Source organism: Fulvivirga sp., assembly GCF_040218215.1.
Taxonomy (GTDB): domain Bacteria; phylum Bacteroidota; class Bacteroidia; order Cytophagales; family Cyclobacteriaceae; genus Fulvivirga.
This window is the reverse complement of the sequence record NZ_JAVJQL010000002.1, coordinates 1-20,042: the sequence shown is the minus strand read 5'-3', so window position 1 is coordinate 20,042 and position 20,042 is coordinate 1. Positions and strand designations below refer to the sequence as shown.

Here is a 20,042-nt window from a genome sequence, read left to right as displayed (position 1 = left end):
ATCAGAAAATGAAATTATATCAAATTCTAGCATTAACAGCATTAACCATTTTTTCGTGTAGTTCGGGGGATAAAACCAGTGATACATCAGAAAATGATACAGGTATGACAGAAGTTCAGAACCCAGAGGTGCATAAAAGAGTTTCTCTTGAAGAATTCAATAAAATCATTGAAAATGAAGAAGTACAGCTTGTTGATGTGCGTACACCCGGTGAGTATGCCGGTGGTTTTATAGATGATGCTATAAATATTGACTTTATGGGTGATGGATTTGTTGACAATTGTACCGCTAAACTTGACAAGAATAAGCCTATGGCCATTTATTGTGCAGCCGGTGGTAGAAGCGCCAAAGCCCTGGAACAATTGAAAGCAGCAGGCTTTAAAGAGGTCTATGAGCTAGGAGTTGGTTATAACGGTTATATCAAATAACTTTAATAAGGGAAATAATTACCATACTGTATGAATGAACTTACCAAAATAGTAGAGGCTTATCAGAAAACTAATTTTGAAAAGCAAAGAGCAGCTTTAGCAACTGTGGTTAGGGTATTAGGTTCTTCATACAGAAGCCCGGGAGCCAGAATGTATATAACTGATGATGGTCGCTGGGTAGGTTCTATAAGTGGCGGCTGTTTAGAAGGTGATGCGCTGAGAAAGGCCAGGAAGGTTATGGAGAGTGGTATTCCCCAAATGATCACTTATGACACAATGGATGATGATAACAATTCCCTTGGAGTTGGTTTGGGTTGTAATGGGATTATTCATATTTTGTTAGAACCAATCCGCTATGACCATAACCCTATCGATTTTTTACTATCAATCTATAAAGAAGAAAAGGTTACCTCACTGGCTACGGTTTTTGAAAGCGACTTTGAAGGTCTTGAAGTTGGGGCGAAATTCTGGCTGACAGAAAACACTGACCTGACCAATACCACTCCAGCGGAAAAGGAGATATATACATCCCTTTCCAAAGCTATGGAGACCAATTCTGCAGAAGCTAAAGAGTTTGCATTTGAAGGGAAGCGAAGTCATGTCTTTATAGAAGTTTTTCAACCGCCTATTGATCTTTTGATTTTTGGGGGTGGTTATGATGCACAGCCGGTTGCGAATTTTGCGCATCAATTGGGGTGGAATGTCACCATTCTTGACGAATGTGTAGCACACCTGATTCCTATCAACTTTCCAAATGCGCAACTTTCAGGTTGCCAAAGGCATGAGGTAACAACTAATATTAATGTTAAGCCATTCTCGGCTGCTGTGCTTATGTCGCACAATTATTATTACGACATGGAGGTTTTGAAGCAGCTATTACCAACCTCAATTCAATACATAGGTATACTTGGCCCTAAGAAAAAGGGAGATAAGATGTTTGAAGAATTAGCTTCTAACGGAATTGAATTAACGAGTATTGATCATAACCGCATTCACAACCCAATCGGCTTGGATATTGGTGCGGATACGCCTGAAGAAATTGCCTTCTCTATTATTGCAGAAATAAAAGCCAAGTTTAGTAGTAGATCATCTGGTTTTCTTAAGTATAAAACCGGACCAATACACGATAAAGACCCTAAATCAGGAGAAGTTTTTAAGCAAGTCTACATTAATACTCCCGAGATAAAAACAGGTAATGCCTGAAGGAGCCATACTGATTTTAGCTGCTGGTAATTCCTCCCGATTGGGAAGGTCGAAGCAGCTTGTTGAGGTTGCTGATGGACTTACATTGCTTAACAGAACTATACAAGTTGCTAAGCAATCCGAATTGGGAGAGGTGTACGTTGTATTAGGTGCAGATTATAAAAAGCATTCAAAATCTATCGAGTCTAAAGTCCGTTTAATTGAAAATTCCAATTGGTCTGTTGGTATAGGTTCTTCATTAAAAACGGGTATTTCACAAATTACTTCAAGTCAAAATCAGCCTGATTTTATTGTTGCTTCCGTTTGTGATCAGCCTTATCTGGAGACTGGAAATTTGTTGGCACTTTATAATGAATTTAAGAAAGGGGAAAAGTCAATTATAGCCTCAAAATATGGGGTGGGATTTGGTGTTCCTGTTTTATTTTCGGGTTCTGTCTTTGATGAGTTGCTTCGGTTGGGAGATAGTGAAGGAGCATTGAAGTTTCTAAAAACCAACCTGGAGCGAGTGGCTTTTGTGGAATTTGAAAAAGGCAATATTGATATCGATACTCCAGATGATTTACTAAACCACCTTTCTAACTAAACGTAAAATTCCAATTGAAATACAGGGGATAACTTTTCCTGTATGGGCTTCATGGCAACTATCTCTAGTGTGTTAAAAGCTTCGATAAATTCTGTTCGGGTAATCCGCTCTTTAAATTGATTAGGCTTGATCTTATGATACTGCATACGACCTGAAGCGTTAGCAGTAGCGCTATACACAAAAGTATAGCGCATTTTAATTGGGGATGGGACATATCTCATAACATTCAAATGTCCTTATAATTTAATAGCTGTTTTTAAAATCAGCAAATACCATTCTGTTTTGTAACTGATTGTATTGTGTCAACAGGCTGTAGGCATTAGATGGCACATAGTTGAATCTTGATTTAAACTCTTCCACCTTGGCGCTAAGCTCCTGAACATAAAACCTGATCTGATCCAGGTTCTTACACTTCTTAGGGCTCTCAAAATTCTTCACTGTGAAGATTTGAAACTCTCTGTCTATTCTTTTTTTCTCAAACTCGCTCATAATATTGTGTATTTATGCACTATTAAAAAATGAATTATGATGTAATTATATCTATATGAATTAATATATGCAAATATATTTGTGTAAAAATGCACATTTATTTAAAAATAATTAATTTGGAATACTTATACTGATTGTTTATTAGTTATTATATAACTATCTGTTTATTAGATAATTATGATTTTAACATCATCTAAACCCTTTTTCTCCCCCACCGATGCAGTGTGTGTAATTGTAATAAAATATCTATCAGGGGAGGGGTAATTTTTTTACATAAGCTAATTTTATTATTAATTACTAAAAATATTAGTAATTTAGTAATATGGAAATACGCTCAATACTGCATCTGGATTTGGATACTTTTTTTGTCTCTTGTGAGCGTTTGATCGACAGTAGACTCAATGGAAAACCTATACTTATTGGTGGTGTGACAGACCGGGGAGTAGTGGCTTCATGTAGTTATGAGGCACGCAAGTTTGGGGTGCACTCTGCCATGCCTATGAAGCTTGCCAAGCAGCTTTGTCCGGAGGCAATACAGATAAAAGGAAACACTTATACCTACACTCAAAAGTCGGAAGAGGTAACACAGATTGTAAAGGAGGCAGTGCCTTTATATGAAAAGACATCTATTGATGAATTTTATGCCGACCTGTCGGGCATGGATAAGTTCTATAACAGCTACAAGATAGCCAGTGAGCTTCGTGCCAAAATCACTAAAGATACAGGCTTGCCCATTTCATTTGGCTTGTCAGAAAATAAGACGGTATCTAAAATAGCTACAGGAGAGGCCAAACCAGACAGTCAGTTGAAAGTTGATTATGGCTTAGAGAGGTCTTTTTTAGCCCCTCTGTCTGTAAAGAAGATACCCATGGTGGGTGATAAAACTTTCCAGGTTTTGTGCGGATTGGGCATTAAGCGTATAGAAACGATTCAGCAAATGCCGGTAGAACTGATGGAGAAGGTGCTGGGTAAGAATGGTATTTCTATCTGGCGCAAGGCTAATGGTATTGACAACTCAGCCGTAGAGCCTTATTCTGAGCGCAAGTCCATATCCACAGAACGCACTTTTGATAGGGATACTACCGATGTGGTGAAACTGAAAGCCATAATGCTGGCCATGGCAGAGAATTTGGCTTTTCAGCTGCGCAGAGGGCAGAAGCTTACTTCTTGTGTAACAGTTAAGGTTCGCTATTCTGATTTTAATACCTACACCTTGCAGAACAGGATTTCCTATACATCAGCTGATCATATGCTTATTCCTAAAGTGCTGGAGTTGTTTGATAAGCTGTACAATAAGCGATTGTTAATACGATTAATAGGCGTGCGTTTTAGTCATCTGGTGAATGGTGGTTATCAGATTAACCTTTTTGAAGATGCTACCGAGATGATCAACCTCTACCATGCCATGGATAAGATCAGGGATAAACATGGTGATAGGATAGTGATGCGTGCTGCTGGTATAGAAGCTAAGACGATAAGTAGGTTTAACCCTTTTACAGGGGAGCCACCACCGCTTTTGGCGAATAGAAGAGCTTAAAAGCTATGAGTTTCGAGTTACTAGTTTTGAGACTTAATAAAACATATACACATGAAGAATTTTAAAAAACTAAAGGTATGGCAAACAGGAATGGATATAGTTGTTAGGTCATATGCATTGACCAAATTGTTTCCTGTTAAAGAAAAGTATGGTTTGACCAGTCAAATTAACCGAGCATCAGTCTCTATTCCCTCCAATATTTCTGAAGTAAGTAGTAGGGATAGTTCTAAGGAACATAAATACTACCTTCAGATAGCATTAGGCTCGTGCTTTGAACTAGAGACACAGATTCTAATAGTTGAAAGGTTGAATCTTGCTGAGAAAAATCTCATAGATGAGTTGAAAGTGATGATTGATGAAGAGCAAAAGATGCTGATGAGTTTCATTAAGAAATTGTGACCTAAATACTAGCAGCTTTTAGCTCACAACTCAAAGCCTAGCCATCATGTACATCAACACTCATTCATCATACAGTTTTAAATATGGCGTAATAAGCCCTAAAGAGCTATTGACTCAGGCGGAGTATTATGGTATTTCTGCTATGGCACTAACGGATATCAATTCTACTTCAGGAAGCTTGATTTTTATTAGAGAAGCACAGAAACACAATGTAAAACCTGTTCTGGGAATTGATTTTAGAAATGGTGCTGACCAGCAATTTGTTGCTATAGCTAAGAATAATGATGGCTTTCAGGAGCTAAACGAGTTTCTTTCTTATCACCTGCATCAAGATCAGCCTATTCCTGAAAGAGCACCTTTCTTCAAGTATGCATTTGTTATTTACCCGTTTAATAAAGCAACTTTTAAGTTGCATGATTATGAGTTTGTAGGAGTAAGGCCTTCTGATTTTTCTAAATTATGGAACTCTCCATGGAAGAATCAGCCGGAGAAGCTGATAGCTTTTCCATCCATAACTTTCCGTCATAAAAGGGATTTCAATACACACAGACTGCTCCGTGCAATTGATAACAATACGTTGCTCAGCAAGCTTCCCAAAACAGAGGAAGGGAGTGAGAATGACCGTTTTCTATCTCCTGATCAGTTAAAGGAAGTTTATACTGATTATCCTTATTTGCTAAAAAATGCTGAGATACTACTCGATCAATGCAATATCCATTTTGATTTTTCTACTGATATACCACAAAACCTTAAAACCTATACGGGTTCTGAAGAGCAGGACTTTAAGCTTTTGAGAAGGCTTTGTCTGCGAGGTATGCCTTACAGGTACCCAAGGGGCAGCCTTAAAATCATGCGCAGGCTTGCAAAGGAGCTACAGATTATCAAGCAAAAGAAGTTTGTGTCCTACTTCCTTATCAACTGCAAAATCATCAATTATGCCCGCAAGAAGAAATATTATTATGTGGGCAGGGGAAGTGGCGCTAATAGTATTGTTGCCTACCTGTTACGCATTACTGATGTGGATCCTATTGAGCTCGATCTGTATTTTGAACGGTTTATCAACCTTTACCGCCAAAATCCTCCTGATTTTGATATTGATTTTTCTTCCCGTGACCGGGATGATGTTACACGGTTTATTTTTGAATATTTCAATAAAAAATCTCCCAATGGCGTGGCTCTTTTGGCCACCTTTAGCACCTTCAAAGCAAAAGCTGCCATAAGAGAATTGGGAAAGGTTTTTGGCCTCCCTGCTCATGAAATAGAGAAAATGGCAGAAGGAGGGCATCCGTCTGATGCTATGGCGGCCACTGTGCTTAAGTACAGCAGCTATATTTCTAATTTGCCCAGTCATTTGAGTATTCATGCAGGCGGTGTACTCATTGCCGATCGCCCTATTCAATATTTTACGGCTACCAGTTTGCCTCCTAAGGGCTTTCCTACTACACATTTTGATATGCACATTGCTGAAGATGTGGGGCTTTATAAGTTTGACATACTAGCGCAAAGAGGTCTTGGTAAAATCAAAGACTCTCTCGCATTGATAAAGGAAAACTGCCCTGATGCCCCTGATATTGATATCCATGACTTCAAATCATTAAAGAAGGATCCGCGTATCAAAGAGCTTTTGCGTGAAGCGCAAGCCATAGGTTGCTTTTATGTGGAGTCTCCGGCCATGCGGATGCTATTGAAAAAACTAAGAGCTGATGAATACCTTGGTTTGGTGGCAGCCAGCTCGATTATACGTCCTGGTGTGGCTAAATCAGGAATGATGCGGCAATATATCGTTAGGTTTAGAGAGCCTGAACGTAGAAATGACGCTCATCCTGTGCTTCTTGATATTATGCCTGATACTTATGGGATTATGGTCTATCAGGAAGATGTGATTAAAGTAGCACACCATTTTGCTGGTTTGGATTTAGGAGAGGCTGATGTGCTTAGAAGGGGGATGTCAGGTAAGTTCAGGTCACGGGATGAGTTTCAGCAGGTTAAAGAGAAGTTTTTCAACAACTGTCTTGAGAAGAAGTATAGCCGGGAGATAACGGCTGATGTTTGGCGCCAGATTGAAAGCTTTGCTGGTTATGCCTTTGCCAAGGGACATTCCGCTTCGTATGCGGTGGAGAGCTATCAGAGCCTTTTTTTAAAAGCTTATTTTCCATTGGAGTATATGGTGGCCACAATTAATAATGGCGGGGGCTTTTACCGGGTTGAGCTCTATGTGCACGAAGCAAGAATGCAAGGGGCAGAGATATATCCCCCATGTGTTAATAAGAGCGCCTATGACACAAGGATCTATGACAAAGACATTTATTTAGGGTTTGGCCTTGTATTGGATTTAGAGGGGCGGGTAATTGAACGATTGGTTGCAGATCGTGAGCATCAGGGTAAATACATGAGTTTGGAAGATTTTGTGAGTCGGGTGGCATTATCTATTGAACAGCTTGCCATTTTAATCAGAGTGGGAGGTTTTCGCTTTACTGGAATCAATAAAAAGGAGTTGTTGTGGAAAGCACATTTCTTGCTTGGCAATAAAGAGAAGCCTTCTGTCAATACTCCTCTATTTAGAGTTGATTATAAGCGATTTACGATTCCTAAGCTAAGTGTTAGTTTAATGGAAGATGCGTTTGATGAAATGGAGCTTATAGGCTTCCCCTTGTGCCACCCATTTAGTCTGTTAGATGGAGATTTTAAAAGCACGCTGTGTACCAAGGATCTTAAGCGTCAGGTTGGGAAAGTAATCACAATTCTGGGCTATTTGATTGCCATTAAAAACACCAGCACTTCAAAAGGAAAGCGTATGAACTTCGGCACTTTCATTGACCTCGAAGGTCAGTTTATTGATACGGTACACTTTCCACCCTCTGCTGAGCGGTGGCCATTTCGTGGGCGTGGTGTCTATACCATTACCGGAAAGGTGGTAGAGGAGTATGACTTCCCTTCCATAGAAGTAATGATGATGGAAAAAGAGCGGTATATCGATGATCCGCGGTATTCGGTCAATTCAGGAAATGAACTCAATATTTGAAGCAAAATAACAATGAGACAATTAAGCCTACCATTTGCACCAGTGGACCCAAGGCAGTTCACTGTTAGAATTACTCCCCCTACAACGGTTTTTGATCAAGTAAGGGAGCTTAAAGAACTTTTTTATAATGTTTTTGGTGATTATCCACTTGGAATAAAATCACAGCCTCACATCACGCTCGTGGGATTTTTGCGCAATGGGGATAGTGAATGGAAAATAGTGAATTCCCTGCATGAGGTAAAGTTAAATTCACCAATTGAGATTGAAGTAGAAGGGTTTGATATGTTTTATCCGAATATCCTCATTTTGAAAGTTCGAGCCTCATTGGTACTAAACTATTTGAATAAAAAGATTTATACGGCATTAGTCCAAAAAGCGGGTTTTAATAATAAGAGTTTTGGGGTGGTAGAGAACTTCCACATAACTATTTCTAAGACAAGGGATATGAAACAACTCTATGAGAGTCTTCATTATTTTAGGCAAATGGATTATCCGAAATCGTTCTATGTTAATCATATTTCTCTTCTATCAAGAGAACCAAATAGGACTTGGGATAGATCGATAGATTTTTGTTTGGAGTAATGTAAGCACAGGATGGGAACATTTCAGATTCGTGAAAATCACCTAATTCTTTAGGTGAAATCAACTAATATTTACTTTAGTAAATTCATCTAAACTAATGATTTAGAGGTACTTATCTATTTCCTATTAAATTTGGTTAAGCGATTATTCAATTATCTAATTTGTTGAATTCATAAATTGATAGGGTATATAGTGCTTTATCATGAAACCAACTGCCCACCTCAGCTCAAAGAAAAAGCGTTTGACAACGCATGTGTTTAACCATAAGCTTCAACGCATCAGAAACCAGCAAATCTTTAAGCTGGTGCATCATGATCAATATCATTCGTTAACCAGGCGCGAGCGTGAAATCTTGAAGTTGTTAGCCAGTGACTTTAACAATCCAGAAATTGCACAATGTTTGCATATTAGCAGGTTTACAGTAGAGCATCACAGGAAAAAGATCAATGCGAAACTGGGCATCAATTCTATGGTGCAACTGTATCGCTATGCATTGGCTTTTGATTTGGTATAAGCCCAATCAACAATATTATTATATAGTATGGATCAGGTTGCTGATATTTTCTCAATTGTCATTCCAACAATATTCCCCATCAAGTAAGCAAACGTTTCTTCGTCAGTAGTCCACTTTCTAAAATCCCCAGTATGTTCATGGCACACAACACCAGCCATTTTACCATTTACATAAATGGGCACGTCAAGCATGGCATTGATCCCCAATGGTTTAAGATATACTTCTGAAAACTCTGAGGTGCCCGGATGGGAATGCGCATTCTCTGCGGCCAGCGTTTTTTGGGTCGCAACAGCCTTAAAATAGTTAGGAAAGTCAGACGACTTAAGTACCGTGCCTGATGAATGTGAGCTTTTAGATTTTTCAAACAGGTCAATACATTCTATCGCATCTTGCGCATTGTTATATAGCCAAATACTAGCGCGTTCAACATCTATGGCATCAACCAAAGCTTCTGTTATACGGCTGGCAGTAGTTTTAATATTATTGGAATAGATAGACCTCGTAGCGGTTAGGTCTGCAAACACACTCATCTGCTTTCTTAATTTATCTACCAGGCCCTTACTGGAATCTATCACAGTCGACCCTGTAGTTTTGGAAGTGGAACCCTTACCAAACTCACTAATCAATGTTTTGAAATGCGCCTCTAGCAATTTGATTTTTTCATCTGAATCAGGAATTGACTTTGCTTCCACAGATGTCATTTTTGACAAGCCTGATAACCGGGTACGTGCTTGAATGCCTCCAAGTTCACCAGCCCTAAGAAAGTAATCGTAGAGTTTTTGAGCCATGACAGTATATTTAAAGGTTAAGAGAAGTAACTGATATAAGTTACCTTTTCCGTAGTAAATAACCAATCTTGATTAATGAATTTTTCTTATCAAATTTTAGTATTGACGGGGGCTCCACATCAATACAAAGTAAGGTACAAGCTCCTTGATGCAATTGTTCACCAAAATTTCTACTCCTTCACCTTATCCACCAACTTACCCTCACTGTCATAAAACTTCCAGGTGCCAGCTTTCTTGTCGTTTTTGTATCTTCCTTTTATGATAAGGTTGCCCAGACTGTCATATTCGTCATATCGACCATGCTTTAGACCGTCTTTTAAGGGCACTTCAAACTTCAGTTGACCATTGGCGAAATTCTCGGTCAGCTTTTTGTCATTTAAGTCTTCAGGCAAGATGTTTTCTACTGCTATTATATAATCTTCATTGACTTCATCCTCACTAGCTTCTGAGGCATCGCTTACTGCAGAAAGCTCTTTTAGTAAAGATTGCCAATTCTCTTGTTCTATGTTGTTTAAATGCTTCATTTGCAGCTTATAGGAGAGCAAGCCGTTATCAGGTAGCAGTTGTATGCCCAACAGGGGAAAGCCTTCTATATACTTCTTGTGGGTTCTTAGCTTGCTCCACGATTTATCATCCAAAACCCTTTTAGCATCAGTTAATAGCTCTTCAGCACTGGCATAAATGAATATGTTGGATTCATGGTCAAACTCTTCCATAAACTCAGCATACTCTTTAGTACTATTCAAAGTCTTGTTTTCCAAGTTGGCAGTAATGATCTTACCCAACGTTTTGGGCGAATTGCTAAAGACAATATAGTCTTCTAAAACCACATAATAGGGCTTATCGATAGAAGAAAACATCTTACCGAAAATCAATTTAAAGAAACCCTTAATGGATAAGAATTTGATGGAATAGCCTTTGTAGTCAATGCCTTTGAACTTAACTGGTGTCTTTCGCCTGATCTTTGTCTCAATCAACTCTAAATTTTCATTGAGCTTATCAAGGTCATTGTATCTTATGGCAACCGCCATTTCTACTTTGTTCTTATCGCTGTTGGAGTTAAGTTGAATGAGTCCCATCTCATTGTCAATCCAGCTTATAATATGCTCTTCAATTGATATGTCCAGGAATTTCTCCAGCTTCTCTTTATTCTTTTCATACTCTTCACCTGATTCACCTTCCTCTAAAAACACCTCAAGATTATTGTAGAATCTTTTGGCATCTGAAAAGCCCAAACTCATGAAAGTGGATGCGTTTTCCGGAACTATGGCACCAAGGTTGATTTCTCCCTTGCCTGCATCAAGTAGCGACAGCAGTAGGTTTTCTTCATTATCAGGGAGGTCAGAATACCCATTAATGGTAATATAATTGTCACCAACATTGGTGTTCAGACCCATAAAATTGGAATAAGTAAAGAATTTTAAGGTTTCCTTTTGCTCGGTATTGTCTGAAAATTTCTCCAAAAACTTGGCGAAGTCCTTTTGCTGAAGGTATATAGTAGGAGCATCAGCATCCATGTACTTACTCACTTCAATAAAATCAAGATTTCTTATTATCTCAGTACTTGACTGCTGTTCAATTGACTTTTCGATAAGTGCGTGAGTGGTAGAAAAAATTAATAGGTTCCCGTTCAAACTCAAATAGTAAACCTCTGGTGAATTATTAAATGAGAATTCAATTATCTCAGTACCTTGATACTCTCTTGTATAAACCTTGGCATTATTACCAATGATATTGCCAATATAGTCCTTTAAAAAGCTGAGCGGAGTGGCTTTCTGAAGGTCTACAGTATAAAGTATTTCATATTCTTCATCTCTGATATTATGGAATGATATAACCATTGGCCTGGCAGCGGTGAGATCCCACAAAACGCTGTTTTTCTTAATTTCGGTATTGAGACTGTCGATGCTTTTGCCAATAGACGAAAGAAATGGATTGGTTTTTAGATAATCCCAGATATCATTGTCCGTCATCCTTTGCCATTGCTTTAATGGATTATCCATGCTGACAATAATGGCAGCATTTGAAGGTACGGATGCAAGCGGATTATTCTTTTTTATGGGTGTTAGATGGAAGAAGTAGAGGTAGGCTCCACCTAAAAGGACACCTAGAACGAGTAAAATAATGATGAATTTCTTCATAATTTATTAAGAATTGATAGGGTGAGTTTCAGCAATTATAGATTTGTAAAGTAGGATTTTGGCTCTACCTTCTAGATTTATGCAGTTATTTAGCAATCATAATTCGAAGTTGCCTGTATATTGGAACTATTTGAGTAATAATAGATATTATCATTGCAGCCATAAAGAAAATTAGAATGTTGATTTCATATCCAAAAAGGAAAGTGAGGTAACTGATAATTATAAGTTCTACTATTAATAATGTTAGCAGTAATATGCTTAAAAAGATAGCCGGTGACTTTTGTTTCATCTCATAATATCTAATCACAGGAATCAGCACTATTATTATTAAAATCATTATAATTTTAATTGCTTCTGATTTATTAGCGAACATTTGACCATGTGATCCAGCACCCCACCCTGCAAAGAATATAATAAAATGAAGTGCACTCATAAAACAATAGATTTTGAATAGACGCTTATGATTCATTGAAGAGTTTTATAAAAGATATGAACTACAACCAAATTTTTGGAAAACCTATTTTAGCAAGGAGCAAAACATTGTTAGCCTGGGAATGAAAAGGCGTTTTCAGCTACTTATCATTTTTTGCAATGATCCAGACCGCGTGAACAATGCCCGGTACAAAACCCAGAATGGTTAGCAATATGTTTAACCAAAATGCGCCTCTTATGCCTACTGTTAAAAATACACCAAGAGGTGGCAATATGATGGCAAATATTATTCTAATGATACTCATTTCTTTATTCTTTATTGAATTATGAATCTACTAATTATTTGATAAGCGGAATGATAGTTATTCGATTAATTTATTTGTGGGTTAACTATTTTATAACTTAAAACATTCCTTGAACCAATAGAATCAATCGTTATGAAAAAATTACTTGCCCTATTTATCATTTGCCTTATGGCAATTCAGGTTTCTGCGCAAAAGAAACCAAAAATAAATGCCAATAAGAAAGCAGCCATATCCAGTGTAGAAAGCAAGGCCAATGACCTTACAGCCCTTTCCGATAAAATCTGGTCTTTTGAAGAGGTGGCTTTTCAGGAAAAACAATCAGCAGCAGCATTGATGGCGTATGCTGAAAAACAAGGCTTTAAGATTACTAAAAATGTGGGTGGTATAGCTACTGCGTTTACGGCAGAATATGGCTCAGGAAAGCCAATAATAGGTATAATGGGAGAGTTTGATGCTTTGCCTGGACTGTCTCAGAAAACTGTTCCCCATAAAGATCCGGTTCATGAAGGTGGTGCAGGTCACGGTTGTGGTCACAACCTTTTCGGAGTAGCCTCTTTGGGAGCTGCCACGGTGATTAAAGAGCAAATAGAAAGCGGAAAGCTCAAGGGCACAGTGAGGTTTTACGGTACACCCGCTGAGGAGAAATTCTTTGGTAAGTTGTGGATGGTACGTGAAGGTGCCTTTGATGATGTAGATATTATGATGGACTGGCACCCAAGTTCATCAACTAAAGCCAATGTTCAGGCAGGGTTAGCGTTAGTTGACTTCATTGTTGAGTTTGAAGGCCAGGCAGCGCATGCCTCAGGTGATCCATGGAATGGAAGAAGTGCTGCTGATGGTTTGGAATTATATACAACTGGAATAAACTATTACAGAGAGCATATCCTGCCTTCAGTAAGGATTCATTATGATATTATGGAAGCAGGCAAGGTGGTGAATGTAGTGCCTGATTATGCCAAAATATGGACGCGCGTCCGTGATACTAAGAGGGACGGGATGGTTAAAGTGTGGAAACGTGTTGAGGAAATAGCTAAGGGAGCTGCTATAATGGCAGATGTTGACTACAAAATCACTTTGGTTTCGGGTGTTCATGAAGTACTAGTGAATAGAACAGGGGCGGGCGCCTTACAACAGAATTTGGAATATCTGGGCGAACTTGATTTTACTGAAGATGAAATAGCCTTTGCCAAGAAAATTCAAGAGGCGACTAACAAGCCACAAATCGGTTTTGACACCAAAATAGAACCCATGGAAGAGACTTTAGAGCATCCTAGGGGTGGATCAACAGACGTAGGTGATGTAAGTTGGGTAGTTCCGACCATTCGTTTAAGCGCTACTGTGGCACCAAAAGACACGCCCTGGCACAGTTGGGCAGTGGTGGCTTGCAGCGGGATGTCAATTGGCCATAAAGGGATGCTTTATGCAACACAAGCACTTTCCATGACTATGATAGACCTATTTGAAAACGCACAACTGAGGGATGATGTTAAGGCAGAGTTTAAAGAGCGTAAAGGCGATTATGTGTATAAGGGTATAGTGCCTGATGGCCCACCTCCAGTAAATGATATAGATTAAATAATCTGACATATCTATTACAACATTCTGGAAGGTACCTCAGATCATTGCATGAGATATAAGACACAGCTATTTTGTTGTGTCTTATTTTTGTTTTAAGTTGGCAACTTTATAGTTGCATATATCAAATGAAGGAGCCCCACCACGAGCAAATTGATCAGATTTTCAAAGCCCTAGCTGACCCTACAAGGCGTGAGATATTTCATGCCCTTGTTGCGGCCAGTGTTGCTTTAACTATTACACAGATATCAGAAAGATATGAGATTAGTCGCCAGGGAGTCACCAAGCATATAAAAATACTGGAAGAAGCAGGACTCATTACCATAAATGCTCACGGAAGAGAACGTTACTGCCTTCCAAGCACTAAACCTCTTAAACTAATCACAGGTTGGATAAACTTTTATGATAAGTTCTGGGACGATTCGCTTAGCAGGCTGGATGAACATCTGGATCAAAATTCATAAAACTAAATAATCTACACTTACACTTCACATCGAAAAGTGGCACTGTGAAATAAATTCCTCAACTCAATTTTGGTTTGTGGAAATAATATCACATTCTTAATTCCAATAAATGCCATAGTCGTTTTAAAGCTAATAAATGCTTTGAGGCATGTTTTTCGCTCTTAATTAGTAAATATTCTTAATTAAAAGACTAGAGCTATGACACGTATAACTGATAAAGAAAGAGGTAATAAATTGCTTAGTGGATTTGGAACGGATAACTATCTGGAGGACTTTTTCACGAATAGAAAGATGAATAGTTCACCTGTTATTAACGTTTCTGAAAATGACAGGAGGTTTAAGATAGAATTGGGCATTCCAGGTTATCAGAAAGAGAATCTATCCGTTAACCTAAAAGATTCACATTTGATGATAGAAGGGAAGCATGAGAATGAAGATGATGAATCGAAAGAAGAATATAAAAGACGTCAATTTGGCTACTCTGATTTTCATCAATCATTTGAACTTCCCAAACATGTGGAACTGGAAAAGATTCACGCAAAGTACGAATCTGGTATTTTAAAAATACTAGTGCCAAAAAAGGAAAATCACCAACCAACATCCGCCACTATTCAAATCAGTTAGTCAATTACATTAGATATTATGCTCTGATGCATACAAGTTAAACTTAAAACAATAGAGACATGAAAACGAGAAATATATTAGTACCCATAGACTTTGGAAAGGAATCCAAAGCAGGATTAGCAACAGCTATCGATATAGCATCACAAATAAATGCCAAAATTCACCTTTTACACATCATTGATGAATCCGGACCGTCTGATTTTCAGCCAGATGCTGACATGATAGCGAAAGAAGCTAATGAAAACAGGCATGAACATTTTATGGTCGAACTGATTGGTAAAAAGAACCAACAGCTCCAATCATTGATAATGAATTATGATTTTGGAACCTTGGAGGTGCTTTCAAATATTGAGTTTGGAAAGTATGATGAGACGATTGAAAGATTTCTTAGTAAAAATCCTATTGACCTTATAGTAATGGGTACTACTGGAGAGACCAATATTTACGAATGGTTCACCGGTAACCATGCAGCTCAAACTGTAAGGCTAGCTGAAGTGCCAGTGTTGGCAGTTAAAGATTATCAATCGATAGGCTTACAATCCAATTTACTATTAATGGTTGAATTGAAAGATTACTCCAAAGAAGCTATTCGATCAATAAGCCAATTCGCAACATTGTTAGACATGAATGTTCACATTGTCTACATCAAAACACATGCAGGCTTAATATCTGATAATGTTTCTGAGCATATAAAGACTTTTGCAAAGAACAATAATTTTAAAAAATTTACAACCTCAGTTGCCGAGATTGATGGTGACTTGGATCAAATAAATACTTTAGCTAAAAGGGTTTCTGCGGATGTAATCGCCTGCGTATCAGAAGGCGATTCAGGATTAATACGTTTCATTTTCGGTAGCGATACTGAAAAGATACTGAATGAAACAAATCTTCCAGTACTTGCAGTTAGTGATAAATAATAGAATGGTGATGTCAATTAGTATAGCGCCTTTATGAATTTAAAAAGGTGCTATCTTTAATTGAGATAGTTTTCATACTGAAATACTCAACGGGTTTGAGAGTTGATAAACAAGTGGCTGAACCAATGCCAATTACCCACTGTATCCGGCACCGTAACGGTGTACAGTGTTCTTCTTCTATTTTCGATACCTGACGCTGGTGACAAAGTGATTATTGCTTCACCATTTTCTGATATACTTTTATTTATCCGACATTCAGCTCCTTGAATAAAACATTGTAGCCTATTCAGCTGAAGGTCAGCACGATTGACATTTAACTTGAGCTCAGGCTTACTTTTGTTTTCGGGTATTATAAATGAGCTAGGTGTAATATTAATGACTTTCAAAGCCCGCATTTCGGCTTTAGAGGTAAATTTGTCGATACCTGCATAAGCCTCTGACATTGGAAACCTTGGGCATTGCATCAAATCAGAGCCACTGGAGATAACCCCTGAGTTTTGAGCTGCTGCGCCTATAAAGCCTGAGTTTTTAACAATATCCTTCATTTTAGGATCAAGCTCACCATACGGATAGGCAAATGAAGTAGGGGTTATTCCAATGTTTTCCACTATAATTTGCTGGCTTAACTTTATCTCTTCTTCAAAAGCCTGATACCTTGATGCTTCAGGCATGTTCAGGAAATAATCATGGGAGTGTGTGTGATTTCCAATCTCAATCTTATTATTCATGGCCTTTTCAATTTCTTCCCAATCCATATAATCACCGCCACCAACTGTTTCTGTGTTGATGAAAAGTGTTGCAGGGAAATCGTATTTCCTAAGCAAAGGAAGCCCATTCTGAATGAAGCTTTTGTAACCATCATCAATAGTGATGACAGCTGTTTTTTGGGTTTTTGATTCGGATTTTAAGTACTTAATAGCTGAGGAAAACGATAATACTTGATAATCATTCTCTTTTAAATATTGTAGGTGCGCTTCAAAGTCCTTTAAAGAAATATTGGTGGAAGGATATCTGCCATCGTCAAACCTGTGATAGACAAAGCATACAATTTCCTTGTCATTAATTTCACTTGAATGACCAACTTGTTTGCTATCCTCTTCATTATCAGCTTTGTTCGACTGTTGACAAGAATTCAGCGCGATGAAAAGCAGCAATATCAACACAGAAGACTGTCTCATTTACTCTTCTTTAAAGTATTGGGGATCCAGCTTATAATTGTCATACCTGGTTAAATCGTTCTGCCTTATGATGGTTTTAAGCTGGTGTACATAGGCAGCACCCCTTTGAGAGTATCTTCTCAAAAACGGCAATAAAACATCAATATCATTGGTTTTTTTTCTCGCCTTTCTAAATTCTTTGTAAGGTCTGGCCCTGCCAAGTGTCACAAAATAGTCTTCTATAGATTCTGATATGTCATCATACTTTCTCAAGTACACCTGATTGTTATTGGCTGCAATTCTTGGTTCATCTTCATTATACGCCCAAATGCCAAAAAGATTGTTGGCTTGTCTGAAAAACCTAGAAGAGCCCCAGCCACTTTCTACAGCAGCCTGCGCCAGTGTTATGCTATTAGGGTGCGTGATCATCCTGTCAAGAAGGTTGTTAATATCGTGAGCTTTAAACCGTTGTTTCTCCCTCAGAAATAAGGTGGAGTCTTCCTTTGACCACTTTTCTTTGGTAACCAGTGCAGCTATGCTATCCCGCCTTGAGTCTATATGATATCTGGCAATGAGCACAGAAGGCAGGGTGATGGCAATAAACTTTGCCTTGCTCTCTTGAACAGGTAAACGACTTAGATCAGGCACGTTGAAATAAAGTACTGGTTTTACCAATGAATCTTGTAACAGTTCAACTTCAGTGGTATCATTTAACGCTATGGTTTCTACTTGTAGCTTGTTTACTTTTTCTTTACAAGAAAGAAAAGTCAATAGCAGCACCCAACTATATCTGTATCGTAAGTTCATCCGATTGTGTAACCGAATAAAGATAGAAAAGTTTCTGATGGTTTGCTCAGAAGTTACTTTTGATATTGATGATTTGAATTTTGTAACTTTGAGCTATGAAGAAGGCCTTATCAATCGAAGAGTTTTATGCCAATGATTTAAAGTTTACCCCTGACAACCTTAACTCTGGAATAGGTCATTTCAATGTATTCCAATTGGATGAGTTTGCCAGTGCAAAACCAAAGCCCATGCCCTATAACCGTAGGGATTATTATAAAATAAGTTTGGTAAAGGGCAGGGCCAGGGTGCATTATGCAGATAAAGTAATTGAGGTAGACAAACAAGTGCTGATATTCTCTAACCCCCAAATACCCTACAATTTTGAAAAGATAGATGAACAATTGACTGGTTATTTCTGCCTGTTCACTGAAGCGTATTTCCATCAGTATGGAAATATCTATTCATATCCCGTATTTCAGTCGGGAGGTACTCCTGTGTTTATTTTAGAAGATGAGCAGGCAGATGCTTTTTCAGAGATCTACAAGAAGATGTTTACTGAAATCAACTCAGATTATGCCTTCAAATATGATGCATTGAAGAATTTGGTTTTTGATATGATACATACTGCTATGAAGCTGCAACCAGCTAATTTGGTCACCAATCATCATTCTAATGCTTCAGACCGTATTTCTTCTTTCTTTATGGAGCTTCTGGAGCGTCAGTTTCCTATTGAACATGTAAATCAGAAAATAAAGCTACGCTCAGCTTCTGAGTTTGCAGAGAAGTTAAATGTTCATGTGAACCATTTAAACCGCGCACTGAAAGAAACAGTGCAAAAGACTACAACTGACATCATTTCAGATCGCATTCTGCAAGAGGCTAAGATTTTATTGAGGCATACCAACTGGAATGTAGCCGAGATTGCCGAGTCCTTAGGTTTCGAAGAGACAGCGCACTTCTCCAACTTCTTTAAAAAGAACACCCAAAACTCACCCGTTAAATTTAGAAAAGCAGTAGTTATTTGATTTATGCAAAAAGCTGTTTGCTGCACGCAAATTAGTCAGGATCAGTTGCACCTAGCTTTGTGTCATTATTAATTCATTAAACGATTTTAATTATGACAAAGAACAAAATAGCACTGGTCACAGGTGGAAGCCGTGGCTTGGGAAGGGATATGGTTATTAATTTGGCCAAGAAGGGAGTAGATGTGGTGTTTACTTACAATTCCAACAAAGCCAAAGCTGAAGAAGTGGTTGCTGAAGTTGAAAAGCTCGGACAAAAAGCCTTTGTATATCAGCTAGATACAAGGGATGTTAAATCATTTGATGGTTTCTTCAAACAGCTGTCTTCTGAGCTTAAAAAGGAAACAGGCAGTGCCAATTTCGATTTCCTTGTTAACAATGCAGGTACAGGCAGGTACGCACCAATTGCCGATGCAACTGAAGATCAATTTGACGAGATGATGAACATCCATTTCAAAGGAGTTTATTTTCTGACGCAGAAGGCTTTACCGCTGTTAAATGACAATGGCCGTATAGTTAATATTTCTTCTGGATTAGCAAGGTTTTCTCTACCTGGATTCTCAGCGTATGCTTCTATGAAAGGTGGTATTGAGGTATTTACCAGATACCTAGCTAAAGAGTTAGGATCCAGAGGCATTAGAGCTAATGTAGTGGCACCGGGTGCCATAGCCACAGATTTTGGTGGTGGTGGCAACAGGGATGATGAAGAGAAAAGAGCGATGGTCGCCAGCGTTACTGCTTTGGGCAGAGTAGGAGAGCCAGAAGATATTGGTGGCGTAGTGGCCTTCCTTTGTACTGAAGAAGGTGGCTGGATAAACGGTCAGCGTATTGAAGCGTCAGGTGGGATGTTGGTGTAAATAATAAAAGAAGGATTCTCAAAAGTATTAAAATCTCGTCATTGCGATCCGCTAGCTGGCGGATCGCAATGACGGTTACTTTTGAGTTCGTATGATTGAAAAATAAACTTCGGGTTGGTTTTCACAAATAGATTTATCTATTAAGGAGTGATAAACCAAACACCGAAGCTTATGAATAGAGTTAAGTTACAAAGAAGTTTTGAGGGAGAGGATATCT

The 20,042-nt window shown here is 38.4% G+C and carries 22 protein-coding genes; 14 read left to right on the top strand and 8 right to left on the bottom strand.

Going from position 1 to position 20,042, the window contains the following annotated elements; translation table 11 throughout:
- The first annotated feature begins 8 nt into the window (after positions 1-8).
- From RIB54_RS00185 to RIB54_RS00175, 3 genes are read left to right on the top strand one after another with little or no spacing between them, the layout of a single operon-like run.
- Positions 9-428, top strand: coding sequence for a rhodanese-like domain-containing protein (locus tag RIB54_RS00185; RefSeq protein WP_350098623.1), 420 nt, complete (start codon positions 9-11; stop codon positions 426-428).
- 30 nt (positions 429-458) lie between these two features.
- Complete coding sequence (locus RIB54_RS00180) at positions 459-1,631, top strand: XdhC family protein (protein WP_350098621.1); 1,173 nt, start codon at positions 459-461, stop codon at positions 1,629-1,631.
- Complete coding sequence (locus tag RIB54_RS00175; protein ID WP_350098619.1) at positions 1,624-2,214, top strand: nucleotidyltransferase family protein; 591 nt, start codon at positions 1,624-1,626, stop codon at positions 2,212-2,214. The genes RIB54_RS00180 and RIB54_RS00175 overlap by 8 nt, the downstream gene beginning before the upstream one ends.
- On the opposite strand, the gene RIB54_RS00170 is transcribed toward RIB54_RS00175, so the two are convergent.
- Both RIB54_RS00170 and RIB54_RS00165 read right to left on the bottom strand, forming a co-directional pair.
- The gene (locus tag RIB54_RS00170; RefSeq protein WP_350070390.1) at positions 2,211-2,408 is read right to left on the bottom strand and encodes a hypothetical protein; all 198 of its coding nucleotides are present in this window, start codon (positions 2,406-2,408) and stop codon (positions 2,211-2,213) included. The genes RIB54_RS00175 and RIB54_RS00170 overlap by 4 nt on opposite strands.
- Positions 2,409-2,457: 49 nt before the next feature.
- Positions 2,458-2,703: a hypothetical protein gene (locus tag RIB54_RS00165; protein ID WP_350070393.1), complete on the bottom strand. Its 246-nt coding sequence runs from the start codon at positions 2,701-2,703 to the stop codon at positions 2,458-2,460.
- 322 nt (positions 2,704-3,025) lie between these two features.
- Between RIB54_RS00165 and dinB the strand changes: the two genes are divergently transcribed.
- The 5 genes from dinB (at position 3,026) to RIB54_RS00140 (ending at position 8,757) form a co-directional block, all read left to right on the top strand.
- Positions 3,026-4,240 carry a DNA polymerase IV gene (dinB, locus tag RIB54_RS00160; RefSeq protein WP_350098617.1) on the top strand — a complete coding sequence of 405 codons (1,215 nt, stop codon included), beginning with the start codon at positions 3,026-3,028 and terminating at the stop codon, positions 4,238-4,240.
- A gap of 51 nt (positions 4,241-4,291) precedes the next feature.
- Positions 4,292-4,639: a four helix bundle protein gene (locus RIB54_RS00155; protein WP_350098615.1), complete on the top strand. Its 348-nt coding sequence runs from the start codon at positions 4,292-4,294 to the stop codon at positions 4,637-4,639.
- Between the two features lie 46 nt (positions 4,640-4,685).
- On the top strand, positions 4,686-7,661 hold the full coding sequence (locus RIB54_RS00150) for a DNA polymerase III subunit alpha (protein ID WP_350098613.1): 2,976 nt from the start codon (positions 4,686-4,688) through the stop codon (positions 7,659-7,661).
- A gap of 12 nt (positions 7,662-7,673) precedes the next feature.
- Positions 7,674-8,243: a 2'-5' RNA ligase family protein gene (locus RIB54_RS00145; RefSeq protein ID WP_350098611.1), complete on the top strand. Its 570-nt coding sequence runs from the start codon at positions 7,674-7,676 to the stop codon at positions 8,241-8,243.
- Positions 8,244-8,445: 202 nt separating this feature from the next.
- Positions 8,446-8,757, top strand: coding sequence for a response regulator transcription factor (locus RIB54_RS00140; RefSeq protein WP_350098609.1), 312 nt, complete (start codon positions 8,446-8,448; stop codon positions 8,755-8,757).
- 32 nt (positions 8,758-8,789) lie between these two features.
- Here RIB54_RS00140 and RIB54_RS00135 read toward each other — a convergent pair whose 3' ends face one another.
- The 4 genes from RIB54_RS00135 to RIB54_RS00120 all read right to left on the bottom strand — a co-directional run bounded on the left by RIB54_RS00135 (position 8,790) and on the right by RIB54_RS00120 (position 12,423).
- The gene (locus RIB54_RS00135; protein ID WP_350098607.1) at positions 8,790-9,545 is read right to left on the bottom strand and encodes a GAF domain-containing protein; all 756 of its coding nucleotides are present in this window, start codon (positions 9,543-9,545) and stop codon (positions 8,790-8,792) included.
- Positions 9,546-9,715: 170 nt separating this feature from the next.
- Complete coding sequence (locus tag RIB54_RS00130) at positions 9,716-11,686, bottom strand: DUF3352 domain-containing protein (RefSeq protein WP_350098605.1); 1,971 nt, start codon at positions 11,684-11,686, stop codon at positions 9,716-9,718.
- An 85-nt stretch (positions 11,687-11,771) separates the two neighbouring features.
- On the bottom strand, positions 11,772-12,119 hold the full coding sequence (locus RIB54_RS00125) for a hypothetical protein (RefSeq protein WP_350098603.1): 348 nt from the start codon (positions 12,117-12,119) through the stop codon (positions 11,772-11,774).
- 139 nt (positions 12,120-12,258) lie between these two features.
- Positions 12,259-12,423, bottom strand: coding sequence for a YqaE/Pmp3 family membrane protein (locus RIB54_RS00120; RefSeq protein WP_350070604.1), 165 nt, complete (start codon positions 12,421-12,423; stop codon positions 12,259-12,261).
- A 132-nt stretch (positions 12,424-12,555) separates the two neighbouring features.
- Between RIB54_RS00120 and RIB54_RS00115 the strand changes: the two genes are divergently transcribed.
- The 4 genes from RIB54_RS00115 (at position 12,556) to RIB54_RS00100 (ending at position 16,003) form a co-directional block, all read left to right on the top strand.
- The gene (locus tag RIB54_RS00115; RefSeq protein ID WP_350098601.1) at positions 12,556-13,998 is read left to right on the top strand and encodes an amidohydrolase; all 1,443 of its coding nucleotides are present in this window, start codon (positions 12,556-12,558) and stop codon (positions 13,996-13,998) included.
- Between the two features lie 128 nt (positions 13,999-14,126).
- A complete protein-coding gene (locus tag RIB54_RS00110) occupies positions 14,127-14,462 on the top strand; it encodes an ArsR/SmtB family transcription factor (protein ID WP_350098599.1) in 336 nt (111 codons plus the stop codon).
- Positions 14,463-14,660: 198 nt separating this feature from the next.
- Entirely contained in the window at positions 14,661-15,086 is a 426-nt protein-coding gene (locus RIB54_RS00105) for an Hsp20/alpha crystallin family protein (RefSeq protein ID WP_350098597.1), read from the top strand.
- Between the two features lie 59 nt (positions 15,087-15,145).
- On the top strand, positions 15,146-16,003 hold the full coding sequence (locus RIB54_RS00100) for a universal stress protein (protein ID WP_350098595.1): 858 nt from the start codon (positions 15,146-15,148) through the stop codon (positions 16,001-16,003).
- Between the two features lie 86 nt (positions 16,004-16,089).
- Here RIB54_RS00100 and RIB54_RS00095 read toward each other — a convergent pair whose 3' ends face one another.
- Positions 16,090-17,181: a polysaccharide deacetylase family protein gene (locus RIB54_RS00095; RefSeq protein ID WP_350098593.1), complete on the bottom strand. Its 1,092-nt coding sequence runs from the start codon at positions 17,179-17,181 to the stop codon at positions 16,090-16,092.
- Positions 17,182-17,967, bottom strand: a complete 786-nt coding sequence (locus RIB54_RS00090; protein ID WP_350098591.1) for a glucosaminidase domain-containing protein — start codon at positions 17,965-17,967, stop codon at positions 17,182-17,184.
- Between the two features lie 95 nt (positions 17,968-18,062).
- Between RIB54_RS00090 and RIB54_RS00085 the strand changes: the two genes are divergently transcribed.
- Positions 18,063-18,971 carry a helix-turn-helix domain-containing protein gene (locus RIB54_RS00085; RefSeq protein ID WP_350098589.1) on the top strand — a complete coding sequence of 303 codons (909 nt, stop codon included), beginning with the start codon at positions 18,063-18,065 and terminating at the stop codon, positions 18,969-18,971.
- A 92-nt stretch (positions 18,972-19,063) separates the two neighbouring features.
- The gene (locus tag RIB54_RS00080) at positions 19,064-19,825 is read left to right on the top strand and encodes an SDR family NAD(P)-dependent oxidoreductase (protein WP_350098587.1); all 762 of its coding nucleotides are present in this window, start codon (positions 19,064-19,066) and stop codon (positions 19,823-19,825) included.
- The last annotated feature ends 217 nt before the right edge of the window (positions 19,826-20,042 follow it).

Bases quoted from the DNA above. Each gene is read 5' to 3' on its own strand.
- RIB54_RS00185 (WP_350098623.1), top strand. From the start codon at position 9: ATGAAATTATATCAAATTCTAGCATTAACAGCATTAACCATTTTTTCG.
- RIB54_RS00180 (WP_350098621.1), top strand. From the start codon at position 459: ATGAATGAACTTACCAAAATAGTAGAGGCTTATCAGAAAACTAATTTT.
- RIB54_RS00175 (WP_350098619.1), top strand. From the start codon at position 1,624: ATGCCTGAAGGAGCCATACTGATTTTAGCTGCTGGTAATTCCTCCCGA.
- RIB54_RS00170 (WP_350070390.1), bottom strand. From the start codon at position 2,408: ATGCGCTATACTTTTGTGTATAGCGCTACTGCTAACGCTTCAGGTCGT.
- RIB54_RS00165 (WP_350070393.1), bottom strand. From the start codon at position 2,703: ATGAGCGAGTTTGAGAAAAAAAGAATAGACAGAGAGTTTCAAATCTTC.
- dinB (WP_350098617.1), top strand. From the start codon at position 3,026: ATGGAAATACGCTCAATACTGCATCTGGATTTGGATACTTTTTTTGTC.
- RIB54_RS00155 (WP_350098615.1), top strand. From the start codon at position 4,292: ATGAAGAATTTTAAAAAACTAAAGGTATGGCAAACAGGAATGGATATA.
- RIB54_RS00150 (WP_350098613.1), top strand. From the start codon at position 4,686: ATGTACATCAACACTCATTCATCATACAGTTTTAAATATGGCGTAATA.
- RIB54_RS00145 (WP_350098611.1), top strand. From the start codon at position 7,674: ATGAGACAATTAAGCCTACCATTTGCACCAGTGGACCCAAGGCAGTTC.
- RIB54_RS00140 (WP_350098609.1), top strand. From the start codon at position 8,446: ATGAAACCAACTGCCCACCTCAGCTCAAAGAAAAAGCGTTTGACAACG.
- RIB54_RS00135 (WP_350098607.1), bottom strand. From the start codon at position 9,545: ATGGCTCAAAAACTCTACGATTACTTTCTTAGGGCTGGTGAACTTGGA.
- RIB54_RS00130 (WP_350098605.1), bottom strand. From the start codon at position 11,686: ATGAAGAAATTCATCATTATTTTACTCGTTCTAGGTGTCCTTTTAGGT.
- RIB54_RS00125 (WP_350098603.1), bottom strand. From the start codon at position 12,119: ATGAGTGCACTTCATTTTATTATATTCTTTGCAGGGTGGGGTGCTGGA.
- RIB54_RS00120 (WP_350070604.1), bottom strand. From the start codon at position 12,423: ATGAGTATCATTAGAATAATATTTGCCATCATATTGCCACCTCTTGGT.
- RIB54_RS00115 (WP_350098601.1), top strand. From the start codon at position 12,556: ATGAAAAAATTACTTGCCCTATTTATCATTTGCCTTATGGCAATTCAG.
- RIB54_RS00110 (WP_350098599.1), top strand. From the start codon at position 14,127: ATGAAGGAGCCCCACCACGAGCAAATTGATCAGATTTTCAAAGCCCTA.
- RIB54_RS00105 (WP_350098597.1), top strand. From the start codon at position 14,661: ATGACACGTATAACTGATAAAGAAAGAGGTAATAAATTGCTTAGTGGA.
- RIB54_RS00100 (WP_350098595.1), top strand. From the start codon at position 15,146: ATGAAAACGAGAAATATATTAGTACCCATAGACTTTGGAAAGGAATCC.
- RIB54_RS00095 (WP_350098593.1), bottom strand. From the start codon at position 17,181: ATGAGACAGTCTTCTGTGTTGATATTGCTGCTTTTCATCGCGCTGAAT.
- RIB54_RS00090 (WP_350098591.1), bottom strand. From the start codon at position 17,967: ATGAACTTACGATACAGATATAGTTGGGTGCTGCTATTGACTTTTCTT.
- RIB54_RS00085 (WP_350098589.1), top strand. From the start codon at position 18,063: ATGAAGAAGGCCTTATCAATCGAAGAGTTTTATGCCAATGATTTAAAG.
- RIB54_RS00080 (WP_350098587.1), top strand. From the start codon at position 19,064: ATGACAAAGAACAAAATAGCACTGGTCACAGGTGGAAGCCGTGGCTTG.